Genomic DNA, 15,305 nt, shown 5'->3' with positions numbered 1-15,305 from the left:
GAATGGGAGAGGTTAGCACCGCCGGTTCCGGTGTCGGCGCCAGGGTCCGCCGCAAGGAGGACGACCGGCTGCTGCGCGGGCGGGGCCGCTTCGTCGGCGACATCGCCCTGGTCGGCATGAAGGAATTGGCCTTCGTGCGCAGCCCGGTCGCCCACGCCACCATCACCGGCATCGAGATTCCGGAGGAGCACCGCGGCGCCGTCTTCACCTGGGCGGATCTGGCGGCGGGCGGCGTCAAGCCGATCCGCGCCGTCTCGGGCCTGCCCGGCTTCAAGGTGTCGGAGCAGCCGGCCCTGGCCGACGGCAAGGTGCGCTTCGTTGGCGAGCCGGTGGCCGTCTGCGTCGCCGCCACCCGCGCCGAGGCCGAGGACATCGCCGCCTCCGTCTTCGTCGATTACGCCGAGCTTCCGGTGAATGCCGACATGCTGGAGGCGGTGAAGCCGGGCGCGCCGAAGGTGCACGACCACTGGCCGGACAACGTCTTCCTGGAGACCAACGTCGGCGGTACCATCGCGGAGATCGCCGCCACCGCCCCGGTCAAGGTGTCGCGGACCATCCGCACGGCGCGCCAGTGCATGGTGCCGCTGGAGGGCAAGGGCGTGGTCGCCCACTGGGACCGCCACGTCGAACAGCTCGTCCTGACCACCTCGACCCAGATGCCGCACATCGTGCGCGCCGGCCTGTCGGAATGCCTGGACCTCGACCAGGGGCTGATCCGCGTGGTGGCGCCGGACGTCGGCGGCGGCTTCGGCTGGAAGGGCCTGCTTCAGCCGGAGGAGATCGTGGCGGCCTGGATCGCCATGCGGCTCGACCGTCCCGTCCGCTGGACCGAGGACCGGCGGGAGCATCTGGTCGCCGCCGCCAACGCCCGCGAACACCATTACGAGATCACCGCCTACGCCGACGAACGCGGGCGGCTGCTGGGGATCGAGGCCGACGCCTGGGTCGATGCCGGGGCCTACTCCGTCTATCCCTTCTCCGCCTGCCTGGAGGCGGCGCAGGTCGGCAGCATCCTGCCCGGCCCCTACGACTTCGCGCATTACCGCTGCCGGACCTTCTCCGTCTGCACCAACAAGCCTCCGATCGTTCCCTACCGCGGCGTGGCGCGCACCGGCGTGTGCTTCGCCATGGAGCAGATGATCGACGCCGTGGCCGACGCCGTCGGGCGGGAGCCCTGGCAGGTCCGGCTGGAAAACCTCGTCCCGCCGGAGAAGATGCCCTTCGACAACGTGACGAAGAAGCATTTCGACAGCGGCGACTATCCCGAATCCGTCCGCCGCGCCGTCGCCGCCATCGAGCTTGAGGGCTGGCGCGCCCGCCAGAAGAGCGGAGAGGCGGATGGCCGGCTGATCGGTGTCGGCTTCGCCACCTATTGCGAGCAGTCGGCCCACGGCACCGCCGTCTATCACGGCTGGGGCATCCCCATGGTGCCGGGGCACGAGCAGGCGCAGGCCCGCATCACCCCGGACGGCGGGCTGGAGCTGCGCGTCGGCGTGCAGTCGCACGGCCAGAGCATGGAGACCACCTTCGCCCAGGTCGCCCACGAGGTGCTGGGCATCCCGCTGGAGAAGATCAAGCTGGTGCACGGCGACACCGGCCTGACGCCCTATTCGACGGGCACCTGGGGGTCGCGCAGCATGGTCATGGCCGGCGGCGCGGTCGCCACCGCCTGCCGCACGCTGGCCGAGCGGCTGCGCAAGATCGGCGCGCACCTGATGCAGGCCGGGCCGGACGGGGTGGTGCTGGACGGCGGGTCGGTGAAGGCCGGGGCCGCCGCGGTGACCATCCGCGAGATCGCCCACACCTGGTACCGCGCGCCGCAGCTCCTCCCCGCCGACGTGGACCGCGGCGGGCTGGAGGTCACCGCCGGCTACAAGCCGGGCAGCGACCACGGCACCTTCTCCTACGCCACGCACGCCGTGGCGGTGGCCGTGGACCCGGAGATCGGGCAGGTCGAAATCCTCGACTACGTGGTGGTCGAGGACGCCGGGACCATGGTCAACCCGATGGTCGTCGACGGCCAGATCTACGGCGGCGTCGCCCAGGGCGTCGGCACCGCGCTCTACGAGCGGATGCCCTACGACGCGGAGGGCCAGCCGCTCGCCTCCACCTTCGCGGATTACCTGATCCCCGGATTCACCGAGGTCCCGCACGTGAGGATCATCCACATGCTGACGCCCTCGCCCTACACCGAGTTCGGCGTGAAGGGCATCGGCGAGGGCGGCGCCATCGCCCCGCCCGCCGCGATCTGCAACGCCATCAACGACGCGCTGAAGCCGCTGGGGGTCATCGTGACGAACGCGCCGATGACCCCGGAGGTCATCCTCGGCGCCATCGCCGAAACGCGGGGTGCGGCATGAAGGCGGTCGATTTCGACTACGCGCAGCCGGCGACGCTCGACGCGGCGCTGGAGCTTCTGTCGCGCGAGGACGTGATGGTGCGGCCGGTGGCCGGCTCCCAGTCGCTCGGCCCCATGCTGAACCTGCGGCTGGCCCAGCCGGAGCTGCTGGTGGACATCACCCGCATCGCCGACCTTCAAACGATCCGCCAGGAGGGCGACCGGCTGGTCATCGGGGCCTGCGTCACCCACGCCCGGCTGGAGGACGGTGATTATCCGGACGTGACGCGCGGCGTGCTTCCCAGCGTGGCGGCGGTGATCGCCTACCGCGCGGTGCGCAACCGCGGAACCATCGGCGGCAGCCTCGCCCACGCCGACCCGGCGGCGGACTGGGTGAACGTGCTGACCGCGCTCGGCGCCGACGTGGTGATCGCCGGCACGGGCGGGCGGCGCAGCGTGCCGATGACCGACTTCATCCTCGGCGTGTTCGAGACGGCCCTGCAGCCGGGCGAGATCGTCGCGGAAATCCATGTGCCCGCCCTGTCCGACCGGGCGCGCTGGGGCTACTACAAGGTCTGCCGCAAGACCGGCGAGTTCTCCCACGCCACCGGTGCGGTGTTGATCGACCCGGCCCACGGCGTCCAGCGCTGCGTCGCCGGGGCGACCTCCGGCAAGCCGGTGGTGATCGACGGCCCGGCCCTGTTCGAGGGCGGCTGCACGGAAGCGGCGCTGGCCGCTCATCTCGCCGGCAGCCCCGCCGCGGACGACCCCATCGCCCTTCGGACCCACACCGTCGCGCTGAAGCGCGCCATCGCGCAGGTAATGTCATGAGCGCCCATGCCAAAACCATTTCCCTGACCGTCAACGGCGCGCGGGTCGAGGCCAGCGTGCCGCCGCGCCAGCATCTCGGCGACTTCCTGCGCGAGCGGGAGCTGCTGACCGGCACCCATCTGGGCTGCGAGCACGGCGTCTGCGGCGCCTGCACCATCCTGATCGACGGCGAGCCGGCGCGCTCCTGCATCACCTTCGCGGTGGCCTGCGACGGGCGGTCCGTCACCACGGTGGAGGGGCTGGACGACGACCCCGTCGCCGCGGAGCTGCGCGAGGCCTTCTCCGCCGAGCACGGGCTCCAGTGCGGCTTCTGCACGCCGGGGATGCTGGTGGCGGCGCGCGACGTGGTGCTGCGCCGACCAGACGCCGACAACCAGGCGATCCGCACGGCGATGAGCGGCAACCTGTGCCGCTGCACCGGCTATGTCGGGATCGTCAACGCCATCCGCCGCGTCATCGACGCGCGCAACACGAACGCGGGATAAGCCCATGCCGACCATGACCCAGACCCTTGCCGTCAATTTCCCGCGCGCCCGCGTCTGGCCGCTGCTCGGCGACGTGGAGCAGGTGATCGCCTGCATGCCCGGCGCCTCGCTGACCAAGCCGCGCGAGGGCGACCGGATCTTCGGGCAGATGCGCGTGAAGCTCGGCCCCATCGCCGCCGCCTTCGCGGGCGAGGGCACGCTGACGATGGACGCGGCGACCCACACCGGCGTCATCCATGGCCAGGGCACAGACCCCAAGAACAACTCCCGCGCCAAGGCCGACGTGACCTTCGCCGTCGTGGAAGACGGGGCGGGGACGCGCATCGACCTGACCGTCGATTTCACCCTGACCGGCGTTCTGGCCCAGTTCAGCCGCGGCGCCATCGTGCAGGAGATCGCCAACCGCCTGACCGCCGAGTTCGCCCGCAACCTGGAAGCCAAGCTCGCCGCGACCGCCCCGGTGGCGGAGACGTCGGTGGAGGCGGTGGTTGAGGCGACTTCGTCTGTTGAAGCGGTGTCTGCTCCAGCTCCCGAATCCGCCAAGGAACTGAACGCTGGCAATCTGCTGTGGGTGATGTTGAAGGATTGGCTGCGTGGCCTCTTCGGCGGTCGCTCTCTGCAAGACAACCACAGCCGTTCCCGATAATCCCTCTCCCGCCCCGGGAGAGGGGATTGCAGTGCCGTTTCCGAACGTGAGATTGACCACCGCATCATGCCGAACGACCCCCTGAACGCCTTCGTCCCCTACGGCCGGACCGAGGTCGCCGGTGCCGCGGACGGCCCGCTGGCCGGGCTGCGCTTCGCGGTGAAGGACCTGTTCCACATCGCCGGCCTGCCCACCGGGGCCGGCAACCCGGACTGGCTGCGCACCCACGAGGTCCCGCGGGAGACCGCGCCCGCCGTGCAGCGGCTGCTCGACGCCGGGGCGCGCGTCGCCGGCAAGACGCTGACCGACGAGCTGGCCTGGAGCCTGGCCGGCGAGAACGCCCATTACGGCACCCCGGAGAACCCGAAGGCGCCCGGCCGCATTCCCGGCGGCTCCTCCAGCGGGTCGGCCGCCGCGGTGGCCGGCGGGGCGGTGGACTTCGCCATCGGGACGGACACCGGCGGGTCGATCCGCCTGCCGGCGAGCTATTGCGGCCTCTACGGCATCCGGCCCACCCATGGGGCGGTTCCGCTGGACGGTTCGGTTCCCCTGGCGCCGAGCTTCGACACGGTGGGCTGGTTCGCCTGGGAGGCGGCGCTGCTCCGCCGCGTCGGGGCGGTGCTGCTGCCTCCCACCCAAGTTCCGACCTTCCGCCGCCTGCTGGTCGCCGAGGACGCCTTCGCCATCGCCGGTGAGGCGGTGCGCGCCGCCCTCGCCCCGGCCGTGGAGCGGCTGCGCGGGCGGTTCGGGGCCGCGGACACCGTGACGCTGGCCCCGGAGGGGCTGGAGCAATGGCGTCCGGTCTTCCAGACGCTCCAGGCCGCCGAAGCGTGGGCGGCGCACGGCGCCTGGATCACGGCGACGAAACCGACCTTCGGGCCGGGGGTGCGCGACCGCTTCGCCGCGGCCGCCACGCTCGACCCCGCCCTTGCCCGCGCGGCGGCGCAGACGCGGGAGGGCATCCGGCGGCGGATGGACGACCTGCTGGGGACGGACGGGCTGATCGTCCTGCCCAGCGCGCCGGGCATCGCGCCGCTGCGCGGCTCCTCGGGGGCGGCGGTGGACGCGGAGCGCGGACGGGCGCTGGCGATCCTCTGCCCCGCCGGTCTGGCCGGTCTGCCGCAACTCTCCATTCCCGCGGCGCGGCTCCAGGGCTGCCCGCTCGGCCTGTCGCTGATCGGGCCGCGCGGCAGCGATCCCGCGCTTCTCGCAATCGCCGAGGACCTCTTCGCATGACGCTTGAGATCAACATCCCCGAGGTGGTGGCCGAGGTCACCGCCGCCTTCGAGCGCTACGAGCGCGCGCTGACCGGCAACGACGTGGCGGTCCTGGACGCGCTGTTCTGGAACCACCCAACGACCCTGCGCTACGGCGTGGGCGAGAACCTGTACGGCTACGAGGCGATCGCCGCCTTCCGCCAGGGCCGCCCGGCGGCGGGGCTGGACCGGCTGTTGCGCAACACCGTCATCACCACCTATGGCCGCGACATGGCGACCGCCAACACCGAATTCACGCGCCCTTCCACCGAGCGCGTCGGGCGGCAGAGCCACACGTGGGTCCGCATGCCCGAGGGTTGGCGGATCGTCGCGGCGCATGTGTCGCTGATGGGCTAGACGTTGCCCATCCTCCGGCCCGCCGCCATCCTCACTGACAATCGATTTCCCGAACCCGCTCCGACGGACCGCCCGCGATGACCTTAGATGACCCCCTGATCGAAGAGGCGTACCGCGTCCTGGCGGAGCGTCCCGGATTCCTCATCCGCCGCCTGCACCAGATCCACGTCGCCATGTTCATGGAGGAGTGCGCGGAGTTCAACATCACCCCCGTCCAGTACAGCGTGCTGACCGCCCTGGTGGATCGGCCCGACCTGGATCAGGTGACGCTGGGCGCCCAGATCGGCATCGACCGCACGACCACCGCCGGCGTGCTGGCGCGGCTGGCCGAGCGCGGGCTGATCCAGCGCCGGGCCAGCCCGGTGGACAAGCGCATGAAGCTGGCCGCCATCACCGCGGAGGGGCGGAAACTGCTGCGCCGCATGGACAAGAAGGCCCAGCGCGCCCACGACCGCACCATCGCGCCCCTGCGCAAGGAGGACCGGGCGGTCTTCCTGCGCTACCTGCTGCATCTGGTCGACGCCAGCAACGGCTACGGCCGCGCCCCGCTGCATCTGCCGTGAGGTGAACCATCCCCTCTCCCGCCCCGGGAGAGGGAGGGACGCACGCGCGAGCGTGGGAGGGTGAGGGTGCCGCCAAGGATCGGCGCCTTGATCCTCGCACGACCCTCACCCGCCCGCCTTCGCGGGCACCCTCTCCCGGGGCGGGAGAGGGGTTGAACAAGGACACACGCGATGAACGACGCCACCGCGCGGGCCGTGGAACGGATGCTGGCCGCCGATCCGGTGTGGACGGAGACCGGAACCGCCGGGGAGCGGATCGGGCTCGACCGCCACACGCTGCTGCACGCCGGACCGCCCTTCGCCGATCCGGCGGAGATCTGCGCGCCGATCCTCAACGCCGCCGCCGCGGTGCTGCTGTTCGAAGGCATGGCCGGCGGCGTGGAGGAGGCTTGCGCCCTGGTGCGCAGCGGCGCCGTGACCCTGCGTCCGGCGCAGGATTTCGGCGTGGTCACCCCGCTCGCCGCCGTCGTGTCGCGGTCGATGTGGCTGCATGTGGTGGAGGATGCCGGCGGCTCCGGCGCCCGCGCCTACAGCCCGCTCAACGAGGGCGGCGGTCCCGCCCTGCGCTTCGGCATCGTCAGCGGCGCGGTGGTGGAGCGGCTGCGCCTGCTGCACGGTGCAGTCGGCCCGGCGCTGGCCGGGATCGGGCCGGTGGAGCTGTCCGGCATCGCCCGCGAGGCGATGGAGCAGGGGGACGAGCTGCACGGACGTGTCGGGGTGGCCTCGGCGCTGCTGACCGAGACGGCGGTGTCGCGGCTGGGCGGGACCGGTGAGGTCTGCGCCTTTCTGAAGGAGGCCGGGCAGTTCTTCCTCAACCCCTGGATGGCCGCCTGCAAGGCGGTGATGCTGGCCGCCGACGGCGTGCCGGGGTCGGCGCTGGTGACGGCGGCGGGCGGCAACGGGGTGCGCTTCGGGCTGCGCCTGTCCGGCATGATGGGCGAGGGCTGGGCGAGCGCGCCGGTGGCCGCCCCGCAGGGGCCGGACATCGGCTCTCCTGGCGGTGTGTCTCGGCCGCGCCTGCCGGCGATCGGGGACAGCGCCGTCATCGACGCGCTGGGCTTCGGCGCGCTGGCGCTCGACGCCGCCCCGCTGCTGCGGGCGGAACTGGGGGTGGCGGCCGAGACGGCCATCGCGGCGGCGGACCGGCTGCTCTGCGCCGACCATCCCGTCCACGGGCGGCGCGTCGGGCTGGACGCCCGCACCGTGTTGCTGGGCGGCCCGGTGCCCCCGGTCTGCTTGGCCGCCCTGCACGCGGCGGGGGAGGACGGGATCGTCGGGCGCGGCCTCGCCTGGCATCCGCCCTCCTGCCATGCCGAGGCGGTGGCCGCTGTGGACGCGCTGAGCCGCGCCGGTTTCCCAGACGCCCCCGACCGTCGCGCCTGACGTCCGGGGGCCGCGGTTCAGGCGCGATTCCCCATCACTTCTTCACGAGGGGGCAATCGCTCTGCGACAGCGGCCGGAAGGCCTCCTCCGCGGGGATCGTGGCGCGCAGGGTGTAGTAGTCCCAGGGGTATTTGGACTCCGAGGGCTTCTTCACCTGCATCAGATACATCTCGCGCATGAAGCGGCCGTCCTCGCGCACCCAGCCGTCCTTCACGAACACGTCGTTGATCCGCGTGCTCTTCAGCTTTTCCATGACCGGGCCGGCCTCGTCGGTGCCGGCGGCCTCGATGGCCTTCAGGTAGGCGAGCGTCGAGGAATAGACGCCGGCCTGCCCCATGTTCGGCATGATCTTCACCCGCTCGTGGAAGCGCCGGGAGAAGGCGCGGGTCTCGTCGTCGCGGTCCCAGTAGAAGGCGGTGGTCAGGTACATCCCCTGCGTCGCCTCCAGCCCGAGGGCGTGGACGTCGGTGTCGAACAGCAGGAGGCCGGCGAGCTGCTGCCCGCTCTGGGTCAGGCCGAATTCGGCGGCGGCCTTGATGGCGTTGCGCGCGTCCATCCCGGTGGTGGCGAGGCCGACGATCTTGGCCCCCGATGCCTGCGCCTGCGTCACGTAGGAGGCGAAATCCAGGTTGTTCAGCGGGAAGCGCACCGCGCCCAGGACCTTGCCGCCGTTCTCCTGGACGATTTTCGCCGTGTTCTCCTCCAGCCCATGGCCGAAGGCGAAATCGACGGTGAGGAAGTACCAGGTGTCACCGCCCTGCTTGATCGTCTGCGCCCCGGTGCCCTTGGCCAGCGCGTAGGCGTCGTAGGCGTAGTGGATGGTGTTGGGCGTGCATTTGTCGCCGGTCAGGCGGGTGACGGACGGGCCGTTGAAGATGGCGACGCGGTTCTTGTCGCGGACGATGTCCGCCACCGCCAGCGCCAGACCCGAGTTCGCCACGTCCTGGATGAGATCGACGTTCTGCGCGTCGATCCATTCGCGCACGATCGCCGACCCGACATCCACCTTGTTCTGGTGGTCGGCCGTCAGCACCTCGACGGGCTTGCCCAGCACCGTGCCGCCGAAATCCTCCACCGCCATCTGCGCGGCGGCGATGGAGCCGCGGCCGCTCTGGTCGGAGAAGGCCCCGGACAGGTCGGTGATCACCCCGATCCGGACGACGTCGTTCGAGATCTTCGCACCCTGCTGCGCCGCCGCCGGCAGCATGGCGGCGAGCAGCAGCGCGGTCCCGGACAGCAGCGCGGTGCCCAACTGACGCTTCATCGCTTCCTCCCTGTTTTGCGTCGTCCCGGCGAGCCTTCACCGAAACCCGTTGCCATACCGTCCCGCCCCGTGGTCGATTCCACAACGGCGCGCGATCCGGGGCATGGGTAAAATGGGGAAAAACGGTCGGTTCGACGTACAAATCACCTCCACGCTTCATCCCCCCGCCGAACAGGCGGAAGGGCTGGGGGAACGGCTGTTCTGTCCAGCCTTCGGCGGGCATCCGGCGGACCGCGCCGAGTATCTCGCCCTGCTTCCCGTCCAGGACAGCAACGGGCGGCTGCTCGCCGCCTTGGCCGAATTGCCGGACGGCGCGCCGGAGGGTGTGTGCGTCGGCGTGCTGGCGGTCGACCCCTTCCGGCCGGTGGGTCCGTTCCTGAAGACCCTGCGCCGGTTCGGGGTGCGCGCGATCGCCAATTTCCCCACCACCGCGCTGTTCGATGGGGAAACCGGGGAGACGCTGCGCGGCGTCGGGCTCGGCGCGGAGCCGGAGGTGTCGTTCCTGGAGCAGGCCGCCCGTGCGGGATTCGCCGTCACCGGCTTCGCCGCCGACGCGGACATCGGCCATCGCCTGCGGGCGGTGGGTGCCGTGCGCATCGTTGTGCATCCGGGTGCCGCGACCGGCGACCCGTCACGCGACGCCGAGGCGGTCGCGAACGCCGCCGCGGTCGCCGCCGAACTGCGCGGAGAGGGCGGCGGTCCCGTCCTCCTCTATCGGGCGGCTGGCTTCGAGAACCATCATGACGTCATGAGGCGGGCGGCCGACGGGCTGGTGTTTCCGCCCGGCGCCGGTCATTCCAACAGGCCGTAGTGGCGCATCTTGTTGTAGAGCGTCTTGCGCGACAGGCCGAGGAAGCGGGCCGTCTCCCCCCGGCGGAAACGGTGCCGCCGCAGGCCGTCGAGAATCCAGTCCCGTTCCGACTGTTTGGGCGACCGCTCTCCGGCTGCTTCGGGGCGAGGGCGGCCCGTGCGCTTGCCGTCCAGGGAGGGCAGGGCCTCCGCCTCGATGACGTCGCCGCTGCCGTCCAGCGCCTGCTCCACCACCGCGCGCAGTTCGCGGAGGTTGCCCGGCCAGTCATGGGCGATGAGCAGCCGGAACGCCCGCGGCGACAGGCGCACGGGACCCGCCGATGGGCGCAGCGCCGCCGCGAAATGCTCGACCAGCAGCGGAATGTCGTCCAGCCGCTCGCTCAGCGGCGGCAGGTCGATGTCGCGGCGGGCGAGGCGGCGGGCCAGGTCGGGCACGAGCGTGCCGGCGCCGGCCGCGGCCTCCAGGCCCGCCGTTGCGATCAGGATGATCCGAGCGTTGGAGCGCAGGCTGTCCTGGCCGCCTTGGCGGTGGAAGCTGCCGCGGTCCAGGAAGGCGGCAAGTTCCGCCTGCGTGTCGGAAGGCAGGCTCTCCGTGTTCTCGATCACCAGGGTCGTTCCGTTCGCGGTCTCGACCCAGCCGAGGCGGCGGCGTCCACCGTCCGCCGGCTCCGCCCCGAACAGCCACCCGCCGTCCAGATGGCGGGCATCGACGGTCATCGGCGGACGCTGGCGCTGGGGACCGCGCCCGTGCAGCAGAGTGGCCACCAGCGACCGCCCGCTGCCGTCCGGCCCGGCAACCCACACCGGCCCGCCGTCGGCGCCGAGATGCTCCAGCCGCGCCCGCGCCTCCACCAGCGCGTCGGTGCGGCCCACCAGCCCCATACCCCGGCCGGTCTGGTCGAGGCGGCGCTCCAGCCGGTCGATGCGCCGCTGCAGGGTGGAGACCAGCTTGAAGGCGGCGGTCATCTCCTCCATCGAGCTTTCCGAGGGCAGGCGGTCGATGGTCGAGCCGCCGATGTAGCCGTCGGCCCGCGCCTCGCGGCAGGCCTCGTGCATCTCCTGCGGGGTGGTGATCGGCCCGCCCTCGATCACGCACAGCGCGCCGGGGTCGGCGGTGCGGATCGCCTTGATGTGGCCGCGGGCGCGGTTGCCGACCTGCAGCACCGTTTCCCCGCTGGGCACGCCCACGGCGCCGCCGGCGTTCCAGCCGATGTTGAAGCAGTAGAGGTCCACCCCCGCCCGGGCGAGCGCCAGCGCCTCCTCCCGGCGCCGGAAATAGCCGACGGTCGCCAGCCCGGCGGCCCGCGCCGCCTCCAGCAGGCGGACCTCGCGCGCGAAGCCCAGGCCGGTGCGCTCCAGCGCCTCGCGGAAGCGCCCGTCGACGTGCGACACGGTCGGGAAATTCACCACACCGGCGAATCCCCAGCCGCGCAGCTGGTCCATGAAGGCGGGAAACTCCTCCTCCGCGAGTCCCCAGGCGCTGGCCCCGAAGAAGACCGGAATCGGCGTCGCGCCGACGATCTCCGAGCAGGCGAAGTCGGCGACGAAGGCGTTGCTGTCGCGCAGCGCCAGCATGGTGGCGATGGATGATGCTCCCATGGTGCGGAAGCGTCCCGCGGCCAGCGCCAGCAGGAAGTCGGCGCCGCCGCGCGCCGCCGCGCGGGCGGCGAGCCCGGTGCCGATGGCGGCGCCGACCAGCAGCGTGTGCCGGCCCGCGCAGGCCCGCCGCAGATCGTCCAGCAGCTGAGTCCGGTCATGGGTCATGCGAACCATTATACCCAAGATTACCCGCTCCGCCGCAACGCTCCGGTTGGCGCCCCCATCGGGCGGGCTACACTTTCCGAAAAGACGACGGGAGGAGGCCCGGCCATGGCGAATGCGGAGCGAGGCGCGGCGGCGGTCTATGTCGTCGGCTGTTACGACACCAAGGGAATCGAGTTGGACTATGTGCGGGGCCTGATCGCGGTGGAGGGGCTGCGCACGGTGACGGTCGACGTGGGCACCCGCCCACCCACCGTCCCCGCCGACGTCTCGGCGCGGGACGTCGCGTCCTTCCATCCCGACGGGGCGGAAGCGGTGCTGGGCACCGACGACCGCGGGCTGGCCGTGTCGCGCATGGCCGACGCGTTCCGGCGCTTCGTCGAGCGGCGCACCGACGTCGCCGGCATGATCGGGCTGGGCGGCTCCGGCGGCACGGCGATCATCGCGCCGGGCATGCGGACGCTTCCCGTGGGGACGCCCAAGCTGATCGTGTCCACCGTCGCGTCGGGCAACGTCGCGTCCTACGTCGGCGAGACGGACCTCTGCATGATGGCCTCGGTCACCGACGTCGCCGGGCTGAACCGGATTTCGCGCCGCGTGCTGGGCAACGCCGCCCACGCGATGGCCGGCATGGTGGCGCGCGCGATCCCGGAGACGGACGTCAAGCCGGCGCTGGGCCTCACCATGTTCGGCGTGACGACGCCCTGCGTCACGCAGGTGTCCCAGGCGCTCGACCCCGCCTACGATTGCCTGGTCTTCCATGCCACCGGCACCGGCGGGCGGGCGATGGAGAAGCTCGTCGCCTCGGGCCTGCTGGCGGGCGTGCTGGACGTGACCACCACCGAGGTCTGCGACCTGCTGATGGGCGGCGTCTTCAGCGCCGGGGAGGAGCGGCTGGACGCCATCGCGCGGGCCGGCATCCCCTATGTCGGGTCCTGCGGCGCACTGGACATGGTGAATTTCGGCCCGCGCGACAGCGTGCCCGAACGCTACCGCGACCGGCTGTTCTACGTGCACAACCCGCAGGTCACGCTGATGCGCACCACGGCGGAGGAGAACCGGGCGATGGGCGCCTGGATCGGCCGCAAGCTGAACGCCTTCACCGGGCCGGTGCGCTTCCTCATCCCCGAAGGGGGCGTGTCGGTGCTCGACGCGCCGGGACAGCCCTTCCACGATCCCGAGGCGGACGCCGCGCTGTTCGACGCGCTGGAGCACACCGTCGAACAGACGGACGCGCGCCGGCTGGTCCGCCTTCCCCACACCATCAACGACCCCGCCTTCGCCGCCGCGCTCGTCGAGTCCTTCCGGGACATCGCCGCGGCCGGCCACGGCACGACGCCATAAGGAGCCTTCGACGATGCCCCGCATTCCCCGTCAACAGATCCTCGACCGGTTCCGCGGCATGATGGCCCGCGGCGAACCCATCGTCGGCGGCGGCGCCGGAACCGGGCTGTCCGCCAAATGCGAGGAGGCGGGCGGGATCGACCTGATCGTCATCTACAATTCCGGCCGCTACCGCATGGCCGGGCGCGGCTCGCTGGCCGGGCTGCTCGCCTATGGCAACGCCAACGAGATCGTCGTCGACATGGCGCGCGAGGTTCTGCCGGTGGTGCGACACACCCCGGTGCTGGCCGGCGTCAACGGCACCGATCCCTTCATGATCCAGGACCAGTTCCTGCGGCGGCTGGCCGATCTGGGCTTCTCCGGCGTGCAGAACTTTCCGACCGTGGGGCTGATCGACGGCGTCTTCCGGGCCAATCTGGAGGAGACCGGCATGAGCTACGGTCTGGAGGTGGACATGATCCGCGCCGCCCATGAGCTGGACCTGCTGACCACGCCCTACGTCTTCTCGGAAGGGGAGGCGGTCGCGATGGCCGAGGCCGGGGCCGACGTCATCGTCTGCCACCTCGGCCTGACCACCGGCGGCAGCATCGGGGCGGAAACGGCGCTGTCGCTGAAGGATTGCGTGCCGAAGATCGACGCCTGGGCGGAGGCGGCCCTGCGGGTGCGCAAGGACGTGATCGTGCTGTGCCACGGCGGCCCGATCGCCACGCCGGAGGACGCGTCCTTCGTCCTCGGTGCGTGCGCCGTCTGCCACGGCTTCTACGGCGCGTCCAGCATGGAACGCCTGCCCACGGAAACCGCGCTGACCGAACAGACGCGCCGGTTCAAGGCCATCACCAAGCAACGCTGAGGGGGAAAACATGGCACGGGTCTATGTCAGCGCCGTCATCGACGCGCCCGTCGGGCAGGTCTGGGACAAGGCGCGGGATTTCAACGGCCACCACGCCTGGCATCCCATCATTGCGGACAGCCACATCGAGGACGGGCTGCGCAGCGACACGGTCGGCTGCGTCCGCAATTTCGGGCTCACGCCCGGCGGCCGGCTGCGCGAGCAGCTGGTGTCCTTCAGCGACCGCGAGCGCTCCTACACCTACACGATCCTCGAATCCCCGCTGCCGCTCACCGACTACGTCGCGACCTTCCGCCTGACCGAGGTGACGGAGGGCAACCGGACCTTCGGCGAATGGTGGGCCGACTTCGACTGCCGGCCCGAGGACCTGCCCACACTGCGCGAGCAGGTCGGCCGGAACACCTTCGCCGCCGGTTTCCGGGCGCTGGCGGCGCTGTGCGGCGCCGGTGTTACAGCGCCTGCTGCAACTCCGGCACCGCCTTGAACAGGTCGGCGACGAGGCCGTAGTCGGCGACCTGGAAGATCGGCGCCTCCTCGTCCTTGTTGATGGCGACGATGACCTTGCTGTCCTTCATGCCGGCGAGGTGCTGGATGGCACCGGAAATGCCGACGGCGATGTACAGCTCGGGCGCTACGATCTTGCCGGTCTGGCCGACTTGGTAGTCGTTCGGCACGAAGCCGGCGTCCACCGCGGCGCGGCTGGCGCCGACCGCCGCGCCCAGCGTGTCGGCCAGCGCTTCCAGCAGCTTGAAGTTGTCGCCCGACTGCATGCCGCGGCCGCCCGATACCACGATCGTGGCCTGGGTCAGCTCCGGACGCTCCGACTTCGTCAGCTCCTGGCCGACGAACCTGGCCGAACCGGCGTCGCCCGTCCCGGCGATGCTCTCCACCGTGGCTGAGCCGCCCGTGGCGGCGGCCGCCTCGAAGGCGGTGGTGCGCACCGTGACGACCTTGATCGGGTCGGCGGACTTCACCGTGGCGATGGCGTTGCCGGCGTAGATCGGCCGCTCGAAGGTGTCGGCGGAAACCACCCCGGTGATGTCGGAGATCGCCGCGACGTCGAGCAGGGCGGCGACGCGCGGCAGCAGGTTCTTGCCCTCCGACGAGGCGGCGGCCAGCACATGACCGTAGCCCTTGGCGAGATTGACCACCAGCGGAGACACATTCTCCGGCAGCGGGTGGGCGTAGGCCGCGTCGTCAGCCAGCAGCACCTTGGACACGCCGGCGACCTTGGCGGCGGCCTCGGCGACGGCCTGCGCGCCCTGGCCGGCGACCAGAACGTGGATCTCTCCGCCGATCTTGGCGGCGGCGCTGACCGCGTTCAGCGTGGCCGGCTTCAGCGCGGCGTTGTCGTGTTCGGCGATGACGAGAATGGACATGTCAAATCACCCGCGCTTCGTTCTTCAGCTTGTCGACC

15 protein-coding genes are annotated in these 15,305 nt (G+C 71.5%); 12 read left to right on the top strand and 3 right to left on the bottom strand.

Going from position 1 to position 15,305, the window contains the following annotated elements:
• The first annotated feature begins 2 nt into the window (after positions 1-2).
• The 8 genes from DS837_RS22440 (at position 3) to DS837_RS22410 (ending at position 7,859) form a co-directional block, all read left to right on the top strand.
• A complete protein-coding gene (locus tag DS837_RS22440; protein WP_149166780.1) occupies positions 3-2,360 on the top strand; it encodes a xanthine dehydrogenase family protein molybdopterin-binding subunit in 2,358 nt (785 codons plus the stop codon).
• The gene (locus tag DS837_RS22435; protein ID WP_149166779.1) at positions 2,357-3,169 is read left to right on the top strand and encodes an FAD binding domain-containing protein; all 813 of its coding nucleotides are present in this window, start codon (positions 2,357-2,359) and stop codon (positions 3,167-3,169) included. Before DS837_RS22440 ends, DS837_RS22435 begins: the two co-directional genes overlap by 4 nt.
• A complete protein-coding gene (locus tag DS837_RS32425; protein WP_211102390.1) occupies positions 3,166-3,654 on the top strand; it encodes a (2Fe-2S)-binding protein in 489 nt (162 codons plus the stop codon). Before DS837_RS22435 ends, DS837_RS32425 begins: the two co-directional genes overlap by 4 nt.
• A 4-nt stretch (positions 3,655-3,658) precedes the next feature.
• Positions 3,659-4,300, top strand: coding sequence for an SRPBCC family protein (locus tag DS837_RS32420; protein WP_211102388.1), 642 nt, complete (start codon positions 3,659-3,661; stop codon positions 4,298-4,300).
• Between the two features lie 66 nt (positions 4,301-4,366).
• Complete coding sequence (locus DS837_RS22425; RefSeq protein ID WP_149166778.1) at positions 4,367-5,536, top strand: amidase; 1,170 nt, start codon at positions 4,367-4,369, stop codon at positions 5,534-5,536.
• Positions 5,533-5,913: an oxalurate catabolism protein HpxZ gene (gene hpxZ / locus DS837_RS22420; RefSeq protein ID WP_149166777.1), complete on the top strand. Its 381-nt coding sequence runs from the start codon at positions 5,533-5,535 to the stop codon at positions 5,911-5,913. The genes DS837_RS22425 and hpxZ overlap by 4 nt, the downstream gene beginning before the upstream one ends.
• 77 nt (positions 5,914-5,990) lie before the next feature.
• The gene (locus tag DS837_RS22415; RefSeq protein WP_149166776.1) at positions 5,991-6,476 is read left to right on the top strand and encodes a MarR family winged helix-turn-helix transcriptional regulator; all 486 of its coding nucleotides are present in this window, start codon (positions 5,991-5,993) and stop codon (positions 6,474-6,476) included.
• A gap of 171 nt (positions 6,477-6,647) precedes the next feature.
• The gene (locus DS837_RS22410; protein WP_149166775.1) at positions 6,648-7,859 is read left to right on the top strand and encodes a YlbE family protein; all 1,212 of its coding nucleotides are present in this window, start codon (positions 6,648-6,650) and stop codon (positions 7,857-7,859) included.
• A gap of 34 nt (positions 7,860-7,893) precedes the next feature.
• On the opposite strand, the gene DS837_RS22405 is transcribed toward DS837_RS22410, so the two are convergent.
• Positions 7,894-9,123 carry an ABC transporter substrate-binding protein gene (locus DS837_RS22405; RefSeq protein ID WP_149166774.1) on the bottom strand — a complete coding sequence of 410 codons (1,230 nt, stop codon included), beginning with the start codon at positions 9,121-9,123 and terminating at the stop codon, positions 7,894-7,896.
• A gap of 112 nt (positions 9,124-9,235) precedes the next feature.
• Between DS837_RS22405 and DS837_RS22400 the strand changes: the two genes are divergently transcribed.
• Complete coding sequence (locus DS837_RS22400; protein WP_170295951.1) at positions 9,236-9,934, top strand: phosphoenolpyruvate hydrolase family protein; 699 nt, start codon at positions 9,236-9,238, stop codon at positions 9,932-9,934.
• Here the strand turns inward: DS837_RS22400 and DS837_RS22395 are convergent.
• Positions 9,916-11,697, bottom strand: coding sequence for a phosphoenolpyruvate hydrolase family protein (locus DS837_RS22395; protein ID WP_170295950.1), 1,782 nt, complete (start codon positions 11,695-11,697; stop codon positions 9,916-9,918). The two genes, DS837_RS22400 and DS837_RS22395, sit on opposite strands and share 19 nt — an antisense overlap.
• 105 nt (positions 11,698-11,802) lie before the next feature.
• Here DS837_RS22395 and DS837_RS22390 point away from each other — a divergent pair, with 105 nt between their 5' ends.
• Genes DS837_RS22390 through DS837_RS22380 form a run of 3 tightly spaced genes read left to right on the top strand, consistent with a single transcriptional unit; the run spans position 11,803 to position 14,372 of the window.
• Positions 11,803-13,038, top strand: coding sequence for a Tm-1-like ATP-binding domain-containing protein (locus DS837_RS22390; protein WP_149166771.1), 1,236 nt, complete (start codon positions 11,803-11,805; stop codon positions 13,036-13,038).
• Between the two features lie 13 nt (positions 13,039-13,051).
• Positions 13,052-13,888, top strand: coding sequence for a phosphoenolpyruvate hydrolase family protein (locus DS837_RS22385; protein WP_145626195.1), 837 nt, complete (start codon positions 13,052-13,054; stop codon positions 13,886-13,888).
• A 10-nt stretch (positions 13,889-13,898) separates the two neighbouring features.
• Positions 13,899-14,372, top strand: a complete 474-nt coding sequence (locus tag DS837_RS22380) for an SRPBCC family protein (protein WP_149166770.1) — start codon at positions 13,899-13,901, stop codon at positions 14,370-14,372.
• On the opposite strand, the gene DS837_RS22375 is transcribed toward DS837_RS22380, so the two are convergent.
• Positions 14,338-15,267, bottom strand: coding sequence for an electron transfer flavoprotein subunit alpha/FixB family protein (locus DS837_RS22375; RefSeq protein WP_149166769.1), 930 nt, complete (start codon positions 15,265-15,267; stop codon positions 14,338-14,340). The two genes, DS837_RS22380 and DS837_RS22375, sit on opposite strands and share 35 nt — an antisense overlap.
• Positions 15,268-15,305 lie beyond the last annotated feature (38 nt).

The sequence above is a fragment of the Azospirillum brasilense genome, from assembly GCF_008365405.1.
GTDB classification, from domain to species: Bacteria; Pseudomonadota; Alphaproteobacteria; order Azospirillales; family Azospirillaceae; genus Azospirillum; species Azospirillum brasilense_D.
The sequence above is the reverse complement of the archived record's forward strand: the minus strand, read 5'-3'. Positions and strand labels throughout refer to the sequence as shown.

What these genes read in the sequence shown, in the direction of transcription:
- DS837_RS22440 (WP_149166780.1), top strand. Translation starts at nt 3, where the DNA reads ATGGGAGAGGTTAGCACCGCCGGTTCCGGTGTCGGCGCCAGGGTCCGC.
- DS837_RS22435 (WP_149166779.1), top strand. Translation starts at nt 2,357, where the DNA reads ATGAAGGCGGTCGATTTCGACTACGCGCAGCCGGCGACGCTCGACGCG.
- DS837_RS32425 (WP_211102390.1), top strand. Translation starts at nt 3,166, where the DNA reads ATGAGCGCCCATGCCAAAACCATTTCCCTGACCGTCAACGGCGCGCGG.
- DS837_RS32420 (WP_211102388.1), top strand. Translation starts at nt 3,659, where the DNA reads ATGCCGACCATGACCCAGACCCTTGCCGTCAATTTCCCGCGCGCCCGC.
- DS837_RS22425 (WP_149166778.1), top strand. Translation starts at nt 4,367, where the DNA reads ATGCCGAACGACCCCCTGAACGCCTTCGTCCCCTACGGCCGGACCGAG.
- hpxZ (WP_149166777.1), top strand. Translation starts at nt 5,533, where the DNA reads ATGACGCTTGAGATCAACATCCCCGAGGTGGTGGCCGAGGTCACCGCC.
- DS837_RS22415 (WP_149166776.1), top strand. Translation starts at nt 5,991, where the DNA reads ATGACCTTAGATGACCCCCTGATCGAAGAGGCGTACCGCGTCCTGGCG.
- DS837_RS22410 (WP_149166775.1), top strand. Translation starts at nt 6,648, where the DNA reads ATGAACGACGCCACCGCGCGGGCCGTGGAACGGATGCTGGCCGCCGAT.
- DS837_RS22405 (WP_149166774.1), bottom strand. Translation starts at nt 9,123, where the DNA reads ATGAAGCGTCAGTTGGGCACCGCGCTGCTGTCCGGGACCGCGCTGCTG.
- DS837_RS22400 (WP_170295951.1), top strand. Translation starts at nt 9,236, where the DNA reads ATGGGGAAAAACGGTCGGTTCGACGTACAAATCACCTCCACGCTTCAT.
- DS837_RS22395 (WP_170295950.1), bottom strand. Translation starts at nt 11,697, where the DNA reads ATGACCCATGACCGGACTCAGCTGCTGGACGATCTGCGGCGGGCCTGC.
- DS837_RS22390 (WP_149166771.1), top strand. Translation starts at nt 11,803, where the DNA reads ATGGCGAATGCGGAGCGAGGCGCGGCGGCGGTCTATGTCGTCGGCTGT.
- DS837_RS22385 (WP_145626195.1), top strand. Translation starts at nt 13,052, where the DNA reads ATGCCCCGCATTCCCCGTCAACAGATCCTCGACCGGTTCCGCGGCATG.
- DS837_RS22380 (WP_149166770.1), top strand. Translation starts at nt 13,899, where the DNA reads ATGGCACGGGTCTATGTCAGCGCCGTCATCGACGCGCCCGTCGGGCAG.
- DS837_RS22375 (WP_149166769.1), bottom strand. Translation starts at nt 15,267, where the DNA reads ATGTCCATTCTCGTCATCGCCGAACACGACAACGCCGCGCTGAAGCCG.